We start from the raw sequence: 17961 nt of genomic DNA, 5'->3' as shown, positions 1-17961 counted from the left end.
CTTACCAGTTCCGGCGTTTGATGCGCGTGAGTTCGCTTTCCAGTTCGGCGAGTGCCTGATCGACGGGCAACTCGCCCGCCAGCACGCCATGCACCCGATCGAAGAAGGCATTGGAGACCCGTGGATAGCGATCGGCGGTGATGGCGGCGGGGCGCATGACCCCAGCGTTGAGAATGCTGTGCAGCTGAGCGTAATAAGGCATGGCCGCGAGCAACTCGGGATCTTGATACAGCGACTCGATTACCGGGTTGTAGGCGCCTTTCAGCGCTCGACGTTTTTGCTCTTGGGCACTGCTCAGGTAGCTCACCAGTTCGGCGGCAAGTTTGGGATGGGCGCTATAACGCGAGACCGCCAGGCCCCAGCCACCGAGGGTGGAGGCATGCTCGCCGGTTTCGCCGCCGCGGGGCAGGGGAGCGACGCCGACCTGGTCTTTTACGGCGCTGTCCTGGCTTTGCACCAGAGCCCAGACATAAGGCCAGTTACGCATGAACAGCGCATTGCCCGACTGGAATACGCCACGTCCTTCTTCCTCGGTGTAATTGAGCACGCCACGCGGGGAGATGTCGCCGACCCAGCTTTTCGCCAGGGTCAACGCCGCTCTCGAGGCCTGACTGTTGACCACGATGTCGCCGCGTTGATTGATCAGTCCGCCTTGCGGCTGGCTGCTGATCCACTCCAGCGCATTACACGTCAGCCCCTCGTAGGCACGTCCCTGAAAGATATAACCCCACAGATTTGCGTTGCCAGCGCTGCGCTCAGCCTGTTGCACGTCCCTGGCGGTAGCGGTCATTTCCTCCCACGTATGGGGAACCGGCTTGTTGTATTTCTCAAGCAAGTCTTTGCGGTAATACAGCAGCCCCGAGTCGGTGAACCACGGCATCGTCACCAGCCGTCCGTTGACCGTGGCGTTATCGACCTGTGCCGGGAAGTAGCCTTGGGTCGCGTTGGCGGGAAGCACTTCACGCAGATCCATCAGGTGTTTGGCCAGCATCCCCGGCCACACCATATCGATTTGAATGATGTCGATGTCGGTGGACTGCGCACTGAGGATCTGCTGGTAGAACGACAACCTCTCGGTTGCCGAGTTAGGCGTGGAGACCACCTCGACGTTGTTGCCAGTCTGTTTCGACCATGTCTCGACGGCCTCTTTGCACAGTTGCAACTCCGCACCCACCGCACCGCAGGAGATCGTCAGATCGGTTGCGTTCGACACGGATGGAAGTGCGGCAGACAGGGTGATCAATGCGACTGGCAGGAGCGATTTCAGGTGTTTCATCGAGCGTCCTTTATTTTTGTTTTTAGAAAAGTTAACGTTAACATCGCCAAATGTAGCAGCGTATTTGCGAGGAGGCATCCTTTTTTTCGTCGATTGCGGCAACTCGCAACGCACGCAAAAAACGGCCGTTTGCGTCAACCAACAATAAAAACAAAACAGGGATTTCATATGCACAAAGCAACAGGCTGGCTATTGGCAGGTGTGCTCGGCACCTCTGCGGCGACCTCTCAGGCCGCGACGCTGGAAGAGCGCATGGCCGCACTTGAAGCGCGTGCCAGCGCAGCGGAAAAGCGTGCGGCCACGGCCGAGCAGCAGACCCAGGCACTTGCCCGGGAATTGCAGCAGGTCAAACGCGCGACGCCGCCCTTGCAACCCGTCGCATCTAACGCAACAGCCATTTCCGCACCGGCTCTGGACACCCGACTGGCAAAACTCGAAGCCCGTCAGCAAAGCCTGGACAAGGAGGGCAGTACCGGGAACCTCACCGATGGATTCAGCTTCAACGGCTATGCGCGCTCCGGATTGTTGGTCGACGAGGGGCTGGGTGGCGGGCGTGGCGGCCCTTACACAACGCCGGCCGGCTCGGTGGGTGGTGCAGTCGGGCGACTCGGTAACGAAGACGACACCTACATGCGCATCGACCTGTCGAAAGAGCTCTATGCGCAAAACGGCACCCGTTCCAAGTTCACGGTCTCTATCGCCGACGGTGTGGAAAGCTCCAATGACTGGACGGCCGACGAAAGCAAACTCAACGTACGCCAGGTATTCACAACGCTCGACCATGTCGCTGCGTTCAAAGGCAATTCAGTCTTCGAGAACGCTACGCTGGGGCGGGCAAGCGCTTCGATAGAGATAATTTCGATATCCACTGGCTGGACTCCGACGTCGTTTACCTGGCCGGCACCGGCGGTGGGATTTACGATGTGCAGATGAACAAGGATTGGCGCTCCAATTACTCGTTGATTGGGCGTAGCTACGGAGATTTCAGTCAAGGCGGAATTAATGCCGACATGGAAAGCTACATCCTGACCTCCAACCAGTTCTTTGAGGATGGCCAGTGGCAGTGGATGTACAACGCCATCGGTGCCAAGAAAAACGATGTCGGCACCCACACCAACAAGGCCGGTTTGACGCCTGCGGATAGCGGTTTGCACAGCATGCTGGCCAATCACCAGAAAACCTTTTTCGGCAGGGAAGGCTTCTTCAAAACGGCGCTGCTCTATGGGCAAGGTCTGGGGGCAGAGGTCAAGAACGTTGGCTCGGACGGTGAACTGATCGACGACGCCCGCGCGCTGCGTCTGGCGCTCTACGGTGAGACCCCGCTGACCTCTGACTGGCGCATCGGGCCCAGCTTGCTGGCCGAACAGAGCAAGGACAGATACGTCAAAGGTGACGACTATCGCTGGCTGACCCTGAACGTGCGCTTGGCCAACAAAATCAACAGCAACTTCGAAATGGCCTACGAAATGAGCTGGCAAACCATGAATCTCGATCCCAAGGGCTATCTACAACGTAATGCGGTCGATGGTAACTTCTGGAAATTCACGGTCGCACCGACATTCAAGCTTGATGTTGGTGATCTACTCACGCGTCCAGAGTTGCGAGTGTTCGCCAGCTACATGAACTGGTCTTCGGATCTGGACAGGTTCAGTACTACAGACGCCTTTGGCATGTCCGACTTCCAGGCGGGAGGGGTGTGGCAATACGGCATACAGATGGAAACCTGGTTTTAATCGTTGAACGTACTTGCGATAGTGCAGTGCTGGAGCGGCGAAGGATGCTCCAGGCTGATGATGTCGTTTCTTCCCAGGATGGATAATTACCAATGCTCAAGTTCAATGCTCATCTCGGCTTCCAATTCAATGAATTGCCTTTTCTGCAGCGCATCGAAGCCGCCGCAGTCGCCGGTTTCCGGGCAGTGGAGTTCCCGTCGCCGTACGAATTCGACGCCAGTCTGCTTGCCGACCATCTAGCCCAATACAGTTTGCCGTTGATTCAGTTCGCCGCCCCGGCTGGCGTTACCAAAGGCATCGCCGCGTTACAGGGCAGGGGAGAGGAATTTCGTGACGGGTTGCTCCAGGCCGCCCGCTACGCAAAGACCTTGGCGTGTGCGGATGTCCACATCATGTCGGGCGTTACCACGCAGAATGACGCTGAGCGAACCTACGCGGGCAACCTGGAATATGCGGTCAAGTACTTGGAAGACCAGGGGCTGCGGCCGCTGATCGAAGTGATCAGCGCGGAGGCGATGCCGGGCTATTACATGTCTGACTTCAGCAAGGCGCAACAGGTACTGGAGACCTTCCCGAGTGTCGGGCTGATTCTTGATCTTTACCATGCCCAGCTTTTGACCGGAGACGCAGCCGATGTGCTGGCGCGTTTCTATGACAGAACCGTGCATGTGCAAATAGCCGATTACCCGGGGCGTCACGAGCCGGGAACGGGGAATATCGACTTTGCTGCCTTGTTCGCGGCGCTGGAGCAACGCGGCTACGCCGGATGGATCGGGTGTGAATACCGTCCTTCTGGAACTACTGTTGCGAGTCTTGACTGGTTTAAGCAGCTAAGTGCTTAGGTTCTAGACAGAAATCTTTGAATCGCAGATATAGGTAAATCGCCGCCATCAAAGGCAGAAGCCCTTGATGGCCGAGCGAGAAGAACTCATCGATATCGGCCTGACGCTGGCGAGTAGGGGGGAGTTAATGCCTGATGCGGTTTTTGTAAGTCGAACTATTTTGTTCGGAGATTGTGATCCGGCAGGGGTGGTTTACACCCCGCGATTCTCACATTTTGCTGTAGAGGCCATTGGTGTAGCACTCGACAGATGGGTAGGGGGGCCGGGGCTTAGAGCGGTGATGAGTTTTAATATATTGCCGCCGGTGCGTGCGATGTCGATCGAGTTGCTGTCTCCGCTGACGTGGGATGACGAAATGACTATTAAAGTTGGCGTGGCCAGGTTGGGCGAGCACTCTTTTACTTTTTTGGTTGAGGGGGTTGTAGGCGAAGGCGTGCTGTCATTTACCGCGAATGTCACACACGTTTGTGTCTCACCGGAAAGTAAGGAAGTTGTACCCATTCCAGCTCCGTTGCGAGCGCTTCTTTCGTAGACGATCAGACGGACTCAACAAAGTTTCGGGGGGCTGTCGAGTGTCCGGTTGTGGCCAAAATCTACCGTTCCTCACCGGCAGTTATGGGGCAATTGCAGCGTTGGTGACTGGCAGTAATCGGCCAAAAGCGGACCATCGACACGCAGCTAATACGTCAGTAATGTGCAAAGTATTATTTCGCTTCCCCCCTTCTTGATGTCGCGTTTACAGACGCGATTTTTGATTGCTCAAGGGATTACGCATGAACATGGAATGTATGCAAAAAGCGGTTCGGCACTTAAAGATTGAATTTAAGGAGCAATAAAGTGGAAATCAGGATTGATATATTGGGTTCTCCAACAGAAAAGGATAAAGGAGTTCTGAATAATAGGTTTTCAGAATATCTTCGAATTCAATATCCAAATCTACCACCAGAATCAGAAGATAAAATATTTATGGTGGTTGCACACGATGAAGTGGGCGACTACATCGGTGCAATAAGTTGTAATTGTTACTGGGATGGCTTAGAGATTGACACCTTTTGGGTAAAGGAATCTCATCGCGGTAAAAAAGTAGGATCTATGCTTTTGGAGAAAGCAGAAGCGATTGGTGCCGACAATGGGGCAGTAGTTGCATTCTTAAAAACCGTTGATGCGAAGCAGTTCTATGAGCGGCATGGGTATGAGATTTATGGTGTTCTTGAGGATCGCCCAATCGGAACTAACCTGTATCATTTAAAGAAACGGCTAGTAAAACATGCATAGCAACTGATTCTAACCGGTCGCTTTGCTCACTGGGCCGGGCTAAAGCCCGCCCCTTAGCCAAATTCTGGTCAGCGTCTGCATTGAGTCGATTTCAGCCTCTCACGAAAGGCAGCAATCGGCCAGAAGCGGCCCGTGGACAGGCTAATGGCGAAACAGTAATTTGTGCGACAAGGCTGGCGAGAAATGGTCGGCAGCGAATCATTCAATCGGGCGCCCACGTATGCCCACTTCGCTAACCTTTAGGTGCCGCTATGGACTCGTATCGCAAGCTGGTTTCAGCAATAGAGGCGTTTGATCGCTGGGAGCAGCCTTGGGAGTTTTATGAGTCTGTATCATCTGCACCATCACTCGACGCAAATGACCTCGAAAAACTGCGACGCGCCTGGGGTGCAGCAATAGAGAGAGGAGGCTGGCTTGCGAGCAAGGACTTTGCCGATGGCTGCTCACTTGCAGATGCTCGTCTTGCGTCTGGATTTCCATGGCTTTCGAACAAGGCCCGACGGCAGCTTGTCAACGGGGCTTCCTACCAATGGCTGTAGCGCTAACAGCTTCGTCGAGGTCTGGATCAACGTTGGCGCATCTTGTTCAACAGCCCAATAACCGAATGACTACCTAGGGTCGGTTTCAGCCGGTCGTGGAAGGCAGAGATCGGCCAAAAGGAGCCAGTCGAAGGCGTCCAGAAAATCAGGGGCGATTCAGTTTTTTGCGTCGAATGCACCGCAGGCGACTACTATTTAATGGAAGTCTGGATCGTAGCCGTCTTCATTGTATTCCTGAATGAGTGACTGAGACGGCCTCACGCCAACCTCAACGTTAGCCCAATCTCTTACGCTTTTTGCCACACCATGGAAGCCGGGAAAGAGCGTTGAGCCATCAACGCCAAGTCGCGAGCAAAGGTCTAGTAAGGCGGGGGCTTCCTCAATCGGCAAGGTCATTTTAACAAGAGGTGTGTGGCTCCCTGTCATGCTGTAAATCTCTTCAACATCCTCTAGCGCTTCTACCTGATACAAGTCGTCTGGGTTATATCCTTTAACCTCATGTGTGGTGAATAAACCAGACTGAGCCGCCTGATTTTTGCTCGTTCCCCCTGGAGTCCTAATCACCTTCACTGTTTTCCAGTGCATCGCATAAGTGGTGTCCAGAGCCCAGATTGCCAGCCTCGGCATCTCTCTGCTATCAATCTCAAGGTTTGCCGATGACGCAGCGAAGTAACAGGCGACAAAGCTTCTCTCGGTCCAGTCTAGGAGGCGAGTGGGCACATCGTAGTGTTGAGCTACGGCCATGATTTCGTATAGTTGGGTAGACGGCCAAGGGATATGTGGACTTTGGAACGACCCCCAACCATCGGCAAGTGTTCCGCTCAACTGTTCGGTGTAACCCGGAACATTTAGCCCTGAGCGATCACAGCCAATCAGAAATCTCCTCAATATCTCCAGCTCAAAGGCCACTTGCCCAGCCGTTGAGGCATCAAACATCCTCCTTGGCGAGCCATAGGCGAATGAGCCTGTTCCACGCCTGCACACTGATGGTGTCAGCTTGTACTCATCACTTGGCTGACCTCTAAAGATGAATCTTCCAGCACCCCAAATAGGGTTTAGAGGGGACAAGTGGTCAAGCAACTGGCGTGCAGTGTGGAAAGGTATCTCTGTTGGATTTGCCATCGTTCCTTGACTCCGCTTCCGTTTGGCGAGTTTCAGTGTAATGGCCTTTTGATAGGCAGGCTATTGCAGTTCACTCAGGGCTATGGCCGCCCTTGAACGGACGTTAACTGCGGGCCTTTGAAGCGCTACGGATTTCGAAGAAACCTCCAAGCCTCAACGTAGGCCTGTTGTTAGGCCATTGCTGAACAGTCTGCTTTTGGCCGTTCTCAGACTGTCGCGACCGGCAACAATTGGCCGATTGCTGCTGGTCGCGACCGTAGGTGATTGGTGCTAGATACGAAGAACCGCCTGAACTTGTATTAATTTCTTAGCCAGTTCAGCCAGAGCATTTCAGGGACTTCGGATCGAATGACATATTGGCCATACTTCGAGTGTCAGGTACTGGTTGCCATTCAGCAGTGGTGGAGTCGATTTCGCGCAGAGTCCATTGCTGGGGGCCGGACCAGGACAGTTCTATGTAGGGGCCTTCAAGTACTTCGTTCGCTATTAACATGTCGACTTCGTCGGCAGGTCCCGGGAGCATGCCTCCGACAGCAATGGGCACGCGCTGATGCAAAAGGCTGTTGAGCATGCTCAACAACTCGGCACGTGATGTGTAATGCACTCTGTAATCCCCGACTTCTGTGTAGGCAAACACCAGGCTGCCGGAAACGGAGTCGACGGAGCTGATCAAAGTGAGATGCGTCGGTGGCAGGCCTAACCCCTTTGAATACCGTAGTTTGATAACTGCGCCCCTTTATGTAGTTCGCTTTATGAGCTCGACGAGCTTCGCGGCTTCATTGCGCAATTCATCGAATCTTTCGTTTAGCTCAACATGACCCGGCTTCCAGCAAGGGACGCCATTCTCATCACTTTGACCAAGAATGAGATCATTGAATGAGCCCATTCCACCATAGGCTGACTGTAGGTACTCAATTCCGGAGTAATCAGAATCCATTAAGCGTGCTCTTGCCTTACGCATCCACAGGCTCCAGTGAGTATCTCCATCGCTCTCAAGCATTGCTGCAAGCTGATCAAGAACGCAGATCAGCTCTTCGGTTTTAGGTCCCATTTCTTGACATCGTCCAAGGTGAATCACGGTATGGGAAGGAACCCCACCGCCGAGTATTTTTCGTCAGTCTCGCTACATAAGCTACTGTTTCGCAATCAGGTTGTCCAAGGGCCGCTTTTGGCCGATTGCCGTCCACGAGCATCAATTTTCGAGCAACCTATAAGTTACTCTCGATCAAAAGTGATCGCAGGGCCTTTGCTTACCTGCTGGATCCTCGATGGTGCGCGTTGACCTTTCTATTATTGGCTTCCCTTGAGTAACTAATTCACGCGCAGTGGCGCTTGGTATCTCCGTAAACGATACCTCCCAACCAAACACGCGATTGGCGCATTGATACACAGCTCGCTAAGGTCATGATTCGTTTTTGATCCTGCCCGTAAACAGTGGCAAAAACGTCACCATCACCTTCAGCGGAACCCACATGCGATATCGACGCCTCGACCTTAATCTCTTGGTTGCGCTGGACGCCTTGTTGAGCGAATGCAGTGTGAGTAGGGCCGCGGAGCGTCTGTGTCTGGGGCAGTCAGCTGCCAGCTCGGCATTGGGCCGCTTGCGTGAACATTTCAACGACCCGTTACTGTTGCAAGTGGGGCGCCGCCTGGAACCCACGGCGCTGGGCCTGGAGTTGCTGCCAAAAGTGCGTGCAGCGTTGGCGCTGACACGGGAAGTCGTCGACGCGCCACTAAGTTTTGACCCGGCGAACTGCGACCGGCACATCACCCTCGTAGCCTCCGATTACGTCGCCGACGTGCTGCTTCCGGCTGTCAGCCGTGTTTTGGCGCGTATCGCTCCGGGTGTTCGCTTGAGCCTGCGCGACATGCCTGTCCCGCGCGACGGTGATGTCGTCAGCGAAGCGCTCGATTATCGGCGCAGTGATTGCGTGATCGTGCCGCAGCGACGGTTGAATCCGGCCTATCCCCATGTGCGGCTCATGACTGACCAGCTCTGTTGTATCGTCTGCGCGCAACAGCCACAGTTTGCCGAGCAACTGAGCATGGCTGACTATCGCGCGGCAGCGCATGTGGTGCGCGAGTTTGCCGACGGGCACAACCTGGCGATGGATGCCATGCATCTGCATGAACTCGGGATTGAACGGCAAGTGGCGGTGACCGTTGAAAGCTTTGTGCTGATGCCGGAGTACATCATTGGCACCGCGCGCATTGCCACGGTGTTTCAACGACAGGCGCAGCGCTTCGCCCAGCGTTATCCGTTGCGCGTCCACCCGGCACCGCTGGCTTTCCCAGAGGCCGTTCAAGTCTTGCAATGGCATCCCTATCAAGAACATGACCCGGTCATGCAGTGGTTTCGCGGCCTGCTTCTGGAACAGGCCGCGTTGCTCAATCAACCCTCTGCCTGATCGCCGCTGTCGGCGACCAATCCGGCCTTGGCGATGGCCAGCAATGCGCAGCGTTCGTCGTTGTCCGAGGTATCGCCACTGATGCCGATAGCCCCGAGCACCAAGCCCTCGGCATTACGGATCAATACACCTCCCGCCACGGGAATCACCTCGCCGCCGGTCAAACTGTTGATCGCGTCGAAAAACGCCGGCATGGCCTGCGCGCGTCTTGCCAGTTCACGTCCTCCAAAACCCATTCCAAGGCAACCGCGCGCCTTGCCGATAGCGATTTGCGGGCGGAGGAAGCTGGCGTCTTCGTCGCGCAAAACCGCCAAGGGATGGGCGGCGGCATCCAGTACCGCGACGCCCAGCGGTTTGATCCCGGTTTCCCGAGCGATGCGGATGGCATCGCTGGCCATGTTCGTCGCAGTCAGTAGATCAAGTCGTTGCATGGCCTCTGTCCTCATACGGCCCACTTGCCCAGTTGGGCCACGCGGTCGCGGGTGTAAAGATCGGTCCATTTCAGCGAGTTGAAATCGGACACTTGCTTGGGGTTGTAGGGGCTGCGATCCATACGCACCGGTTGGCCTGCCTTGTAAACGGCCTTCAGGCGCGAACGATCCTGAAGGATGCGAATATCATCCAGCGGTGAACCGTCGAGCACGAGGAAGTCTGCCTGCTTGCCCACTTGCAGCGAGCCGAGGGTTTCACCGCGCGGCATACAGCGCGCACCGACAGCCGTCGCTGCGTATAACGCTTCGGCCGGAGTGAATCCCAGACGCGTGACCAACAGCTCCAGTTCGCGCGCATGCCATTCGCCATAGGGCGTCACCGCAAAACCGCTGTCACTGCCGCAGGCAAACGGTACGCCGGCCGCTTTGGCGCGTTTGAGCACCGCCGAACCGACCTCCAATGTGCGAGCACAATAACCGGCGTAACCGGTGCTGATCGCCGGATCATGGGGCTGGCAGAAATCCACGGTGTTCTGCGGGAACGTCATGGTCGGGGCAAGAATGCTGCCGGCTTCAAGCAGCGCCTCGATGCACGCGTCGTCCATGTAAAAGGCGTGGAAAACCAGATCAACGCCTGCGCGCGCCGCGTACATCACGGCTTCGCGACCGTAGGCATGGGTGGCGACCTTGCAGCCCAGACGATGCGCTTCCTCGACCATTTCGAAGGTTTCGTCGGCGGTGAAGGCCGCAATGATTTCGCCGTTGGGACGGCGGTGCGTGCCGTCCATGGCGATCTTGATCAGGTCAACGCCATCCTTGGCCTGCTTGCGGATCTCCGCGAGGGCGTCGCTACGGCTGGTGACCAACTGCGCGGTGAAGTACTCCGGAGCGCCGACCCGACTCGGGAACCAGTCATTGAGACTCTGGCGGTTGGTGATGACGCGGCTGCTGGCCGCGATCCTCGGACCTTCGAATAAACCTGCGGTGACGGCATTGCGCACGGCGATGCTGAGCTGGCCGCTGTCGCCGGGGCAGACCATGCTGGTGACGCCGGCAGCCAGCACGTGTTGCGCGAAGAACATCCCGCGCAACGCGCGAAATTCGTCGCTGGTCCACAGATCAATGTCTTCCTCGCTCTGCGCGTTACCGAAGGCCAGATGGGTGTGCACATCCACCAGCCCCGGCATGACGAAATTATCCCCCGCATCCACCTGGGTATCGCCTGGCTTGGGAGCGGGTGCCAACGCGGTGGGTCCGACGTAACTGAGCAAGCCGTTTTCGACGATCAATGTCTGTTGTTGGCGGGTTTGCAGTCCGGTGCCGTCAAACAGGGTCTGGCATTTCAGGTGCAGGGCAGTCATGTCGCCTTCGCTATGTGATTGTTATGCAAAGAGAGGCTAGAGAGCAGGCGAGGGGACGACCAGCAGATTGCATCGATGGCGGCGTATTGACGGCATCAATAGCTGCGCCAGCGCTTGAATCCGGTAATGCAAAACGCCGGACAATCGAAAGATTGTCCGGCGTTTTTTTTTGGCGTGTTTTTCAGTGGATCAAGCGGTGCGACCGCCGAGGGTTTCAGCAACCCAGTCAGCAATGTATTGCCCTGCATTGATGCTGTTGTCGAAGCTCGAATGCTGCACACCACCTTCACGTTCGGTGAAGATTTTCAGTTCGCATTTTGGACTGTTGACCAGTTGTTCGTAGGTGCGATGCGCCCACTTCAACGGTATCTGCGAATCCTGCTCACCATGGGTCACCAGGAACGGCACTTTGATCCGGTCGAGCACGCCATCGAGGTGGACGTTTTCGGCGATGGTCATGAACTCTTCGACGTCCTTGGCCCCCCAGACCCAGCAGACATGCGCCCAGTAATGCGGTACCGGGAAGCTGCCTTCCTTTTCCAGTCGACGCTTTTGCACATCACGCCAGTCATGGTTGGCGCCCCAGACTACGCCGCAGGCGAAGCGTGGTTCGAATGCAACCGCGCGCGGGCAGTAATACCCTCCAAGGGAGACACCTTCGAGCCCGATACGTTTGGCATCGATGTCGCTTCGGGTTTCCAGCCAATCCACCACAGGACTGGCCCAGTGTTCACTGTCGAATCGTGCGGTCAGGCCATGCAGGCGCAGCGCTTCGCCGGTGCCGGGCTGGTCGATGATCAGCGAAGAGATGCCGCGTTTCGCCAGCCAGGCGGGCAAGCCCACGCGGTATTTCATTTCTTTGGTCGAGTCCAGACCATTGACCTGCACCAGAATCGGCGCCGGCCCCTCGACGCCTTCGGCACGCACGAGCAAGCCGGAAAGATGTTTGCCCTCGTAAGGGATTTCCACCCGTTCACAGTTTTCCCGCGACAATTCGATGCCGCGCTTGAAGGTCTGCAGAAAACGCTGATACAGCTCGGTACGGCCTGGCGCACCATGAGCTTGCAGACGCTCGCAGGTCAAATAGTAAGTGGCGGCGCGGTTGTATTTTTCGCCAGCCGAGAGCATCCGGCCATTGCCTTCGTCTTCTTCGGCCAGACCGCAAAGCTTGTCAGCCATTTTCGCCCAGGTTTCGCGAAAGGCGCGGGTGCCGGCCGCGTCTGGCTGCTTGGCCGCCTCTTGCAGCGGGGCGCACATCTCTTCGATTTCGCCCATGCGGGCGCCCATTTCAATGGCCAGGTCGACAGAGAGATTCCAAACGTAGTTGGTCGGGAAATAGCGAAACATGATTATTGTTGTCCTTATGGTTGCCTTGGCATTCCCAAGGCACGTTAAGGATCACCCGACTAATTGGCCAATCGTGACGGCGGATACGAGGTATCGCGAGATACGATGGGCACGTGTTGCAGATGCTGGATGGATTCGCTGATGCGTTCGCGCAGCCAGCGGTGCATCGGGTCGCCGTCAACGCTGCGGTGCCACAACATGTACTCGCGCATGACCGGAATCTTCACCGGCGGCGGCAGGATGCGCAGCGGCAGATAGTGCGCGTAGAGGTTCGCCAGGCGCTGGTGCATCGTGGCGATGCGCTGCGTGCCGACAATCAATTGCGGCAGGGTATTGAAGTCGTTCGTGATCACTTCAATGCGCCGATTGAAACCGTATTGATTCATGAACCATTCTTCGATGCTCATGTGTCGGGTACGGCCAAAGCCCACCGAGACATGGCCCATCTCCATGTACTCCTCAAGAGTAAGGCTGTCGCCGACATGCGTATTGCCTTGCCACACCACGCACACGTGTTCTTCCTCGAACAGCAGGCGCGAAGGGTGGCCGTCAATGATGTAGCGCTCGGGAACGATCATCAGGTCGACCTCGCCACGCATCAGCAACTCGCCGGAATTGTCGCTGGGGCCAAGCATTTCGAAAGTGATGTTGGGCGCTTGCTGATGAATGTTCTGGATCACTTGGGCGAACAGCACGCTGATCAGATAGTCCGAGGTCACCAAGCGAAAATGACGTTTGCTGGTGGCCGGGTCGAACACCGGTTTGGCGGTGATTGATGACTGGATCGTCAGCAGGACTTCACGCACCGGTTTGGCCAGTTCCGTGGCATAGGGCGTGGGCTGCATCTTGCGTCCGACCTGGACCAGCAACTCATCCTCAAAGTAGGTGCGCAAACGCGCGAGCACGCCGCTGGTGGCGGATTGGGTCATGTGCAGGCGTTCGGCAGCGCGGGTGATGTTCTGCTCCTCGAGCAACACATCGAGCGCGACCAGCAGGTTCAGATCCAGATGGTTGAAACGCATGGGCAGGTCCGTTCTTGTATTTATTTTCGCAATACATTCGAACGAATCCATTGGCGCGTCAACCTTCGTCGCAGGTATCGCGTTTGCCGATAGGTCGCATCCCGACTCGCGATTAGTCAGCGCTCAGCCCTTACGCCAATCTTCGCCGCAGTCGGCCCTGCTGCCGACACCACCACCGGTTTCCAGTCAGGCCCGGCGCGCTGCAAGGCGTCCATGGCGACCGTCACCGGATCATAATTTCAATGGAGTGGTAAGCCATGAACATCATTGGCCTTGATGCCCTGATTTTTGGCGTCGATGACATTCAAGCCTGCACCGATTGCCTGCGCGACTACGGCCTTGCGCCGGTCGGCGTTGACAGCGAAGGCGGGCGTTTCGAAGCGCTGGACGGCACCGCGGTGATTATCCGTCGAGCCGACGATCCTGATTTGCCGGCGGCAATCGGCCCGGCGCCGTCCATTCGCGAGACGGTCTACGGGGTCGGCGCGATCAGCGATCTGGATGCCATCGAAGATGAGCTGGCCCGTGATCGTAGTGTCCGTCGTGATCAGCACGGCGTGCTGCACAGCGTTGACGATATGGGTTTCGCGATCGCTTTTCAGGTCAGCGTACGCAGGCCTTACAGCGCACCGGATGACCTGACCAATGCCGCCGGTCATGCGCCACAGCGGCCACTTAACCAGCCGGGCATTACCCTCGATATGGGCGCTGTTCCGCGCACTTTGTCCCACGTGGTGTATTTCGTCCCTGATGCGGCAAAGGCTGAAGCCTTTTACGCCGAGCGTCTGGGTTTTCGCACCACCGACACCTTCATTGGCGCCGGGCCGTTCATGCGACCGGCAGGCTCTGATGATCACCATTGCCTGTTCATGATCCAGACCCCGCCGCACATGAAAGGCTGCGAACACTTCACCTTCCACATGGGCAGTGGCACCGAAGTGCTGCTGGCCGGGACGCGTTTCGAGCAAAAAGGCTGGACCAGCTTCTGGGGCCCGGGCCGTCACCTGTTTGGCTCCAATTGGTTCTGGTACTTCAACAGTCCGTTGGGCTGCCACATCGAATACGACGCCGACATGGACAAGCACGATGACGCCTGGGAGGCCCGTCGCGCGCCGCTGTCGGCGGATAACTCGCAGCTGTTCCTGTTCAGCGCGAAAGAAAAATGGGCGCCGGGCGGTCCGCCGCCGAAGCTCGGTTGAGGGCCGCGCTGATCATGAGCGCTATTGCGCAGCCATTGTGTCGGCTGGACGAATTGGAGGAGGGCCGGGCGCGCGGGTTCGATCCGTTGGCGCAGGGACGCGACAGCGTGTTTGCCCTGCGTCATGACAATCAGGTGCGGGTCTATCGCAACCGTTGCCCGCATCTGGACGTGCGCCTGGAGTATCGCAAGGACCGTTTCCTGTCCGCCGATGGCCAGCTGATCGTCTGCTACGCCCACGGTGCGCAATTTCTGCCTGCGACGGGCGAGTGCATTTACGGCCCGTGCCTGGGCCAGACGCTGGAGACGCTGCCGAGCTGCGAGAAGGATGGCTGGCTGCTGGTGCAAATGCCTGAAGGCTTGCCGCTGCCAGGATAAATCGAGGTATCGCGTACGGCGATACATCGCATCCCTACTCGCGATTAGTCAAATCCCTGCTTTGCCGGGAAGCTTCATCCAACGATGCCGTGCCCGACGCAGCATCGATCACAAGAATAAAAAGAGAGAACACCATGAGTGCAGTGAACAACGTTCTGATCGTGGGCGGTGGTATCGGCGGCTTGTGTGCGGCCATCGCCTTGCGGCGTAAAGGTATCGAGGTCGACCTGATCGAGCTCAAGTCCGAATGGACAGTCTACGGCGTCGGGATTATTCAGCAGAGCAACGTCGTCCGTGAAATGGCCAAGCTGGGCGTTCTCGACGGTTATCTGGACGCCGCGTATGCCTTCGAAGACGTCGCCATCTACGGCCCCGGCGGACAACAACTGGCGCGCATTCCGGGTCAACGCCTCGCTGGTCCGCAGTACCCAGCCAACGTCGGCATTTCCCGCTTGGCGCTGCACAAGGTCCTCAGCGAAACCGCCTTGCAACTCGGTGCCAACGTCCGTTTGGGCCTGAGTGTGGAAGCGCTGGACGACAACGGCACAGAGGTCGACGTGTTGTTTACCGACGGCAATCGCGGCCACTACGACCTGGTGGTCGGTGCCGACGGACTGTTCTCGAAAGTGCGCAGCCTGGTCTTCGGCGATGCCTACACCCCGCGTTTCACTGGTCAGTCGGTGTGGCGCTACAACTTTCCCCGCGCGCCCCAAATCGATCATCTGGCCAACTATCAAAGCGCTGACGGCAACGCCGGGCTGGTGCCGCTGGCCGGCGATTTGATGTACCTGTTTCTGACGTCCCACGAACCGTCCAATCCGTGGATGGATCCTGCCGATCTGGCTGCGCAGATGCGCCAGCGCCTGCAAGGCTTTACCGGGCTGATCGGCGAGCTGCGTGAGCAAATCACCGACAACAGCCAGGTCGTCTACAAGCCGATGGAAGTGGTGTTCGTCGATGAGCCGTGGCATCGCGGACGCGTCCTGCTGATCGGCGATGCGGCCCATGCGACCACGCCGCACCTCGGCCAAGGCGCCGGCATGGCCATCGAAGACGCGATTGTGCTCAGCGAAGAACTGACTCGCGAGCAGTCCGCCGCCACCAGCGTCGAGCAGCAGTTGCAGCGCTTTATGGCGCGGCGTTTCGAACGTTGCAAATACATCAGCGAAAGCTCGGTGCTGGCCGGAGACAAGGAGATGCAACACGACCGCGACTTCGATCGCATTGGCCTGGTCAAGCAAATGCTCGCGCGCACAGCCGAGCCAATCTAAGCCCCACCTGCGACTCATCCACAGCAGTTACCACTATAAAAACAAGAGGTTAACGCGATGGTTAGTTCTACGACTGCGGCGCTCGCGCGTCGCCCGGTCTGCTCGTCTGCACCCTTTGGTTTGAGCGTTGCTGCGCTGCTGGTGCTGTGCAGCCAGGCCGCTCACGCTTTCGACATCGATACCGGCAACCCGGATTTCAAGCTGCGCTGGGACAACACGATCAAGTACAGCGCTGCCTGGCGCACGCAGAATCCGAGCAGCAAGTTGACCGAGGGTCAGGTGGCGCTCAATCAGGACGATGGCGATCGCGCGTTCAAAAAAGGCCTGATCTCCAATCGCACCGACATCCTCTCGGAGCTGGATCTGTCGTTTCAGGATTTCGGCGCACGTTTGAGCGGTGCAGCGTGGTACGACAGCGAGTACCAGGGCAACAACGACAATAACGATCCGTCCCGCGCCAACGCGCGCTCCGTGGGCTACGACGAGTTCACCGATGACACCCGTCATTTGCACGGTGGTGACGGCGAAATCCTCGACGCGTTCGTCTACTGGAACGGTGAACTGGCCGACCGTGCAACGTCGGTGCGCGCCGGCCGTCATGGTCTGATCTGGGGCGAGAGCCTGTTCTTCGGCGCCAACGGCATTGCCGGTGGCATGGCCCCGGTTGACGTGGTCAAGGCGCAGTCGGTGCCTAATACGCAGTTCAAGGAAATCACCCGTCCGGTCAATCAACTGTCGGGCACCTTCCAACTGACGGACAACGTGTCCCTCGGTGCGTTTTACCAACTGGAGTGGGAAGAAACACGCTTGCCTGGCGCAGGCAGCTACTTTTCTACCAGCGACACCATCGGTGAAGGCAATGAACGCCTGATTGTCGGCGCACCGTTTCCGGCGTTTCTGGGTGGTAACGCCAGCAGTCCGGCGGCGTTTTTCCATGGCAAAGACAAAGATGCCAGAGATTCGGGGCAGGGTGGACTGCAACTGAAATACAGCGCCGAGACCGTGGAGTACGGTCTCTATGCCATTCAGTACCACGACAAGACCCCCAAGCTGTACCTCAGACCTTCCACTGGCGCACCGAACTTCAGCACGGGCCAAATCGGCGATTACTATTGGGTTTACCCAGAAGACATCCGCGCGCTGGGCGCGAGTTTCTCCACCACGGTCGATGCCTACAGCTTTGCCGGTGAAGCCTCGATGCGCTGGAACATGCCGCTGGTGTCCAACGGCGTCACGGTGCTACCGGGGGTTGCTGCCGACAACGATGATGACGCGCTTTATGCCGTCGGGCGCACCGCGCACATCAACCTCAACGTGATCGCATCGTTCGGGCCGAACTTCATTGCCAAGGAGTCCGGATTCGTCGGTGAGGTCGCCTGGAACCGTCTGCTCAGCGTCACGAAAAACCGTGCCGCACTAGACCCCAACGCCACCGATGACGGTCTCGGCTTCAAGATGGTTTACACCCCGACTTATCGGCAGTTTTTCCCCGGCGTGGATATCAGCATTCCGGTTGGCCTGAGCTATTTCCCGCTTGGCAAATCGGCGGTTGTCAGTTCGTTCGGCGCGAATAACGGCGGTGACATGAATATCGGTATTACCGCGACCTACCTCGACCGTGTGACCGCCGGCCTGACGTACACGCATTACTACGGCCCCGAGAACACCAACCTCAACGCGGCCAGCCAATTCAATTTCCAGCAATCGCTGAAAGATCGGGATTACCTGGCTTTCTCCGTCAAGACCACGTTTTAAGAG

Annotated in this window: 15 protein-coding genes and 1 pseudogene; 9 read left to right on the top strand and 7 right to left on the bottom strand. The window is 57.2% G+C overall.

The window, feature by feature from the left end; all coding sequences use genetic code 11:
- Position 1: 1 nt before the first annotated feature.
- Positions 2 to 1276: an ABC transporter substrate-binding protein gene (locus tag AB4N44_RS03145; protein WP_160040140.1), complete on the bottom strand. Its 1275-nt coding sequence runs from the start codon at positions 1274 to 1276 to the stop codon at positions 2 to 4.
- Positions 1277 to 1444: 168 nt separating this feature from the next.
- On the opposite strand from AB4N44_RS03145, the pseudogene AB4N44_RS03140 reads away from it, so the two are divergent.
- The 4 genes and pseudogenes from AB4N44_RS03140 (at position 1445) to AB4N44_RS03125 (ending at position 5126) form a co-directional block, all read left to right on the top strand.
- Positions 1445 to 3009, top strand: a pseudogene (locus AB4N44_RS03140) (carbohydrate porin).
- A 92-nt stretch (positions 3010 to 3101) separates the two neighbouring features.
- Positions 3102 to 3851: a hydroxypyruvate isomerase family protein gene (locus tag AB4N44_RS03135; protein ID WP_460110267.1), complete on the top strand. Its 750-nt coding sequence runs from the start codon at positions 3102 to 3104 to the stop codon at positions 3849 to 3851.
- Between the two features lie 127 nt (positions 3852 to 3978).
- Positions 3979 to 4383 (top strand): acyl-CoA thioesterase, encoded by a 405-nt coding sequence (locus AB4N44_RS03130; protein ID WP_150776686.1) that lies wholly within the window; start codon positions 3979 to 3981, stop codon positions 4381 to 4383.
- A gap of 305 nt (positions 4384 to 4688) precedes the next feature.
- Positions 4689 to 5126, top strand: a complete 438-nt coding sequence (locus tag AB4N44_RS03125) for a GNAT family N-acetyltransferase (protein ID WP_218278926.1) — start codon at positions 4689 to 4691, stop codon at positions 5124 to 5126.
- A 734-nt stretch (positions 5127 to 5860) separates the two neighbouring features.
- On the opposite strand, the gene AB4N44_RS03120 is transcribed toward AB4N44_RS03125, so the two are convergent.
- Positions 5861 to 6787 carry an FRG domain-containing protein gene (locus tag AB4N44_RS03120; protein ID WP_460110273.1) on the bottom strand — a complete coding sequence of 309 codons (927 nt, stop codon included), beginning with the start codon at positions 6785 to 6787 and terminating at the stop codon, positions 5861 to 5863.
- A gap of 736 nt (positions 6788 to 7523) precedes the next feature.
- Positions 7524 to 7838, bottom strand: coding sequence for a DUF6966 domain-containing protein (locus tag AB4N44_RS03115; protein WP_108224652.1), 315 nt, complete (start codon positions 7836 to 7838; stop codon positions 7524 to 7526).
- 421 nt (positions 7839 to 8259) lie between these two features.
- Here AB4N44_RS03115 and AB4N44_RS03110 point away from each other — a divergent pair, with 421 nt between their 5' ends.
- The gene (locus AB4N44_RS03110; protein ID WP_460111628.1) at positions 8260 to 9195 is read left to right on the top strand and encodes a LysR family transcriptional regulator; all 936 of its coding nucleotides are present in this window, start codon (positions 8260 to 8262) and stop codon (positions 9193 to 9195) included.
- On the opposite strand, the gene AB4N44_RS03105 is transcribed toward AB4N44_RS03110, so the two are convergent.
- The 4 genes from AB4N44_RS03105 to AB4N44_RS03090 all read right to left on the bottom strand — a co-directional run bounded on the left by AB4N44_RS03105 (position 9180) and on the right by AB4N44_RS03090 (position 13356).
- The gene (locus tag AB4N44_RS03105; protein ID WP_460110275.1) at positions 9180 to 9626 is read right to left on the bottom strand and encodes a GlcG/HbpS family heme-binding protein; all 447 of its coding nucleotides are present in this window, start codon (positions 9624 to 9626) and stop codon (positions 9180 to 9182) included. The genes AB4N44_RS03110 and AB4N44_RS03105 overlap by 16 nt on opposite strands.
- Positions 9627 to 9637: 11 nt before the next feature.
- Positions 9638 to 10987, bottom strand: coding sequence for a metal-dependent hydrolase family protein (locus tag AB4N44_RS03100; RefSeq protein WP_273914702.1), 1350 nt, complete (start codon positions 10985 to 10987; stop codon positions 9638 to 9640).
- 189 nt (positions 10988 to 11176) lie between these two features.
- Complete coding sequence (locus tag AB4N44_RS03095; protein WP_460110277.1) at positions 11177 to 12334, bottom strand: alpha/beta hydrolase family protein; 1158 nt, start codon at positions 12332 to 12334, stop codon at positions 11177 to 11179.
- Positions 12335 to 12393: 59 nt separating this feature from the next.
- Complete coding sequence (locus AB4N44_RS03090) at positions 12394 to 13356, bottom strand: LysR family transcriptional regulator (protein ID WP_127927701.1); 963 nt, start codon at positions 13354 to 13356, stop codon at positions 12394 to 12396.
- A gap of 257 nt (positions 13357 to 13613) precedes the next feature.
- On the opposite strand from AB4N44_RS03090, the gene AB4N44_RS03085 reads away from it, so the two are divergent.
- The 4 genes from AB4N44_RS03085 to AB4N44_RS03070 all read left to right on the top strand — a co-directional run bounded on the left by AB4N44_RS03085 (position 13614) and on the right by AB4N44_RS03070 (position 17958).
- On the top strand, positions 13614 to 14555 hold the full coding sequence (locus tag AB4N44_RS03085) for a VOC family protein (RefSeq protein ID WP_460158177.1): 942 nt from the start codon (positions 13614 to 13616) through the stop codon (positions 14553 to 14555).
- 14 nt (positions 14556 to 14569) lie between these two features.
- Entirely contained in the window at positions 14570 to 14932 is a 363-nt protein-coding gene (locus AB4N44_RS03080) for a Rieske (2Fe-2S) protein (RefSeq protein WP_095049092.1), read from the top strand.
- Positions 14933 to 15066: 134 nt separating this feature from the next.
- A complete protein-coding gene (locus AB4N44_RS03075; protein ID WP_460110279.1) occupies positions 15067 to 16203 on the top strand; it encodes an FAD-dependent oxidoreductase in 1137 nt (378 codons plus the stop codon).
- 57 nt (positions 16204 to 16260) lie between these two features.
- On the top strand, positions 16261 to 17958 hold the full coding sequence (locus tag AB4N44_RS03070) for a DUF1302 domain-containing protein (protein ID WP_460110281.1): 1698 nt from the start codon (positions 16261 to 16263) through the stop codon (positions 17956 to 17958).
- The last annotated feature ends 3 nt before the right edge of the window (positions 17959 to 17961 follow it).

The sequence above is a fragment of the Pseudomonas sp. S3_C06 genome, assembly GCF_054667675.1.
Note: the sequence above shows the minus strand (reverse complement) of the source record. Positions and strands in the feature narration are given on the sequence as shown.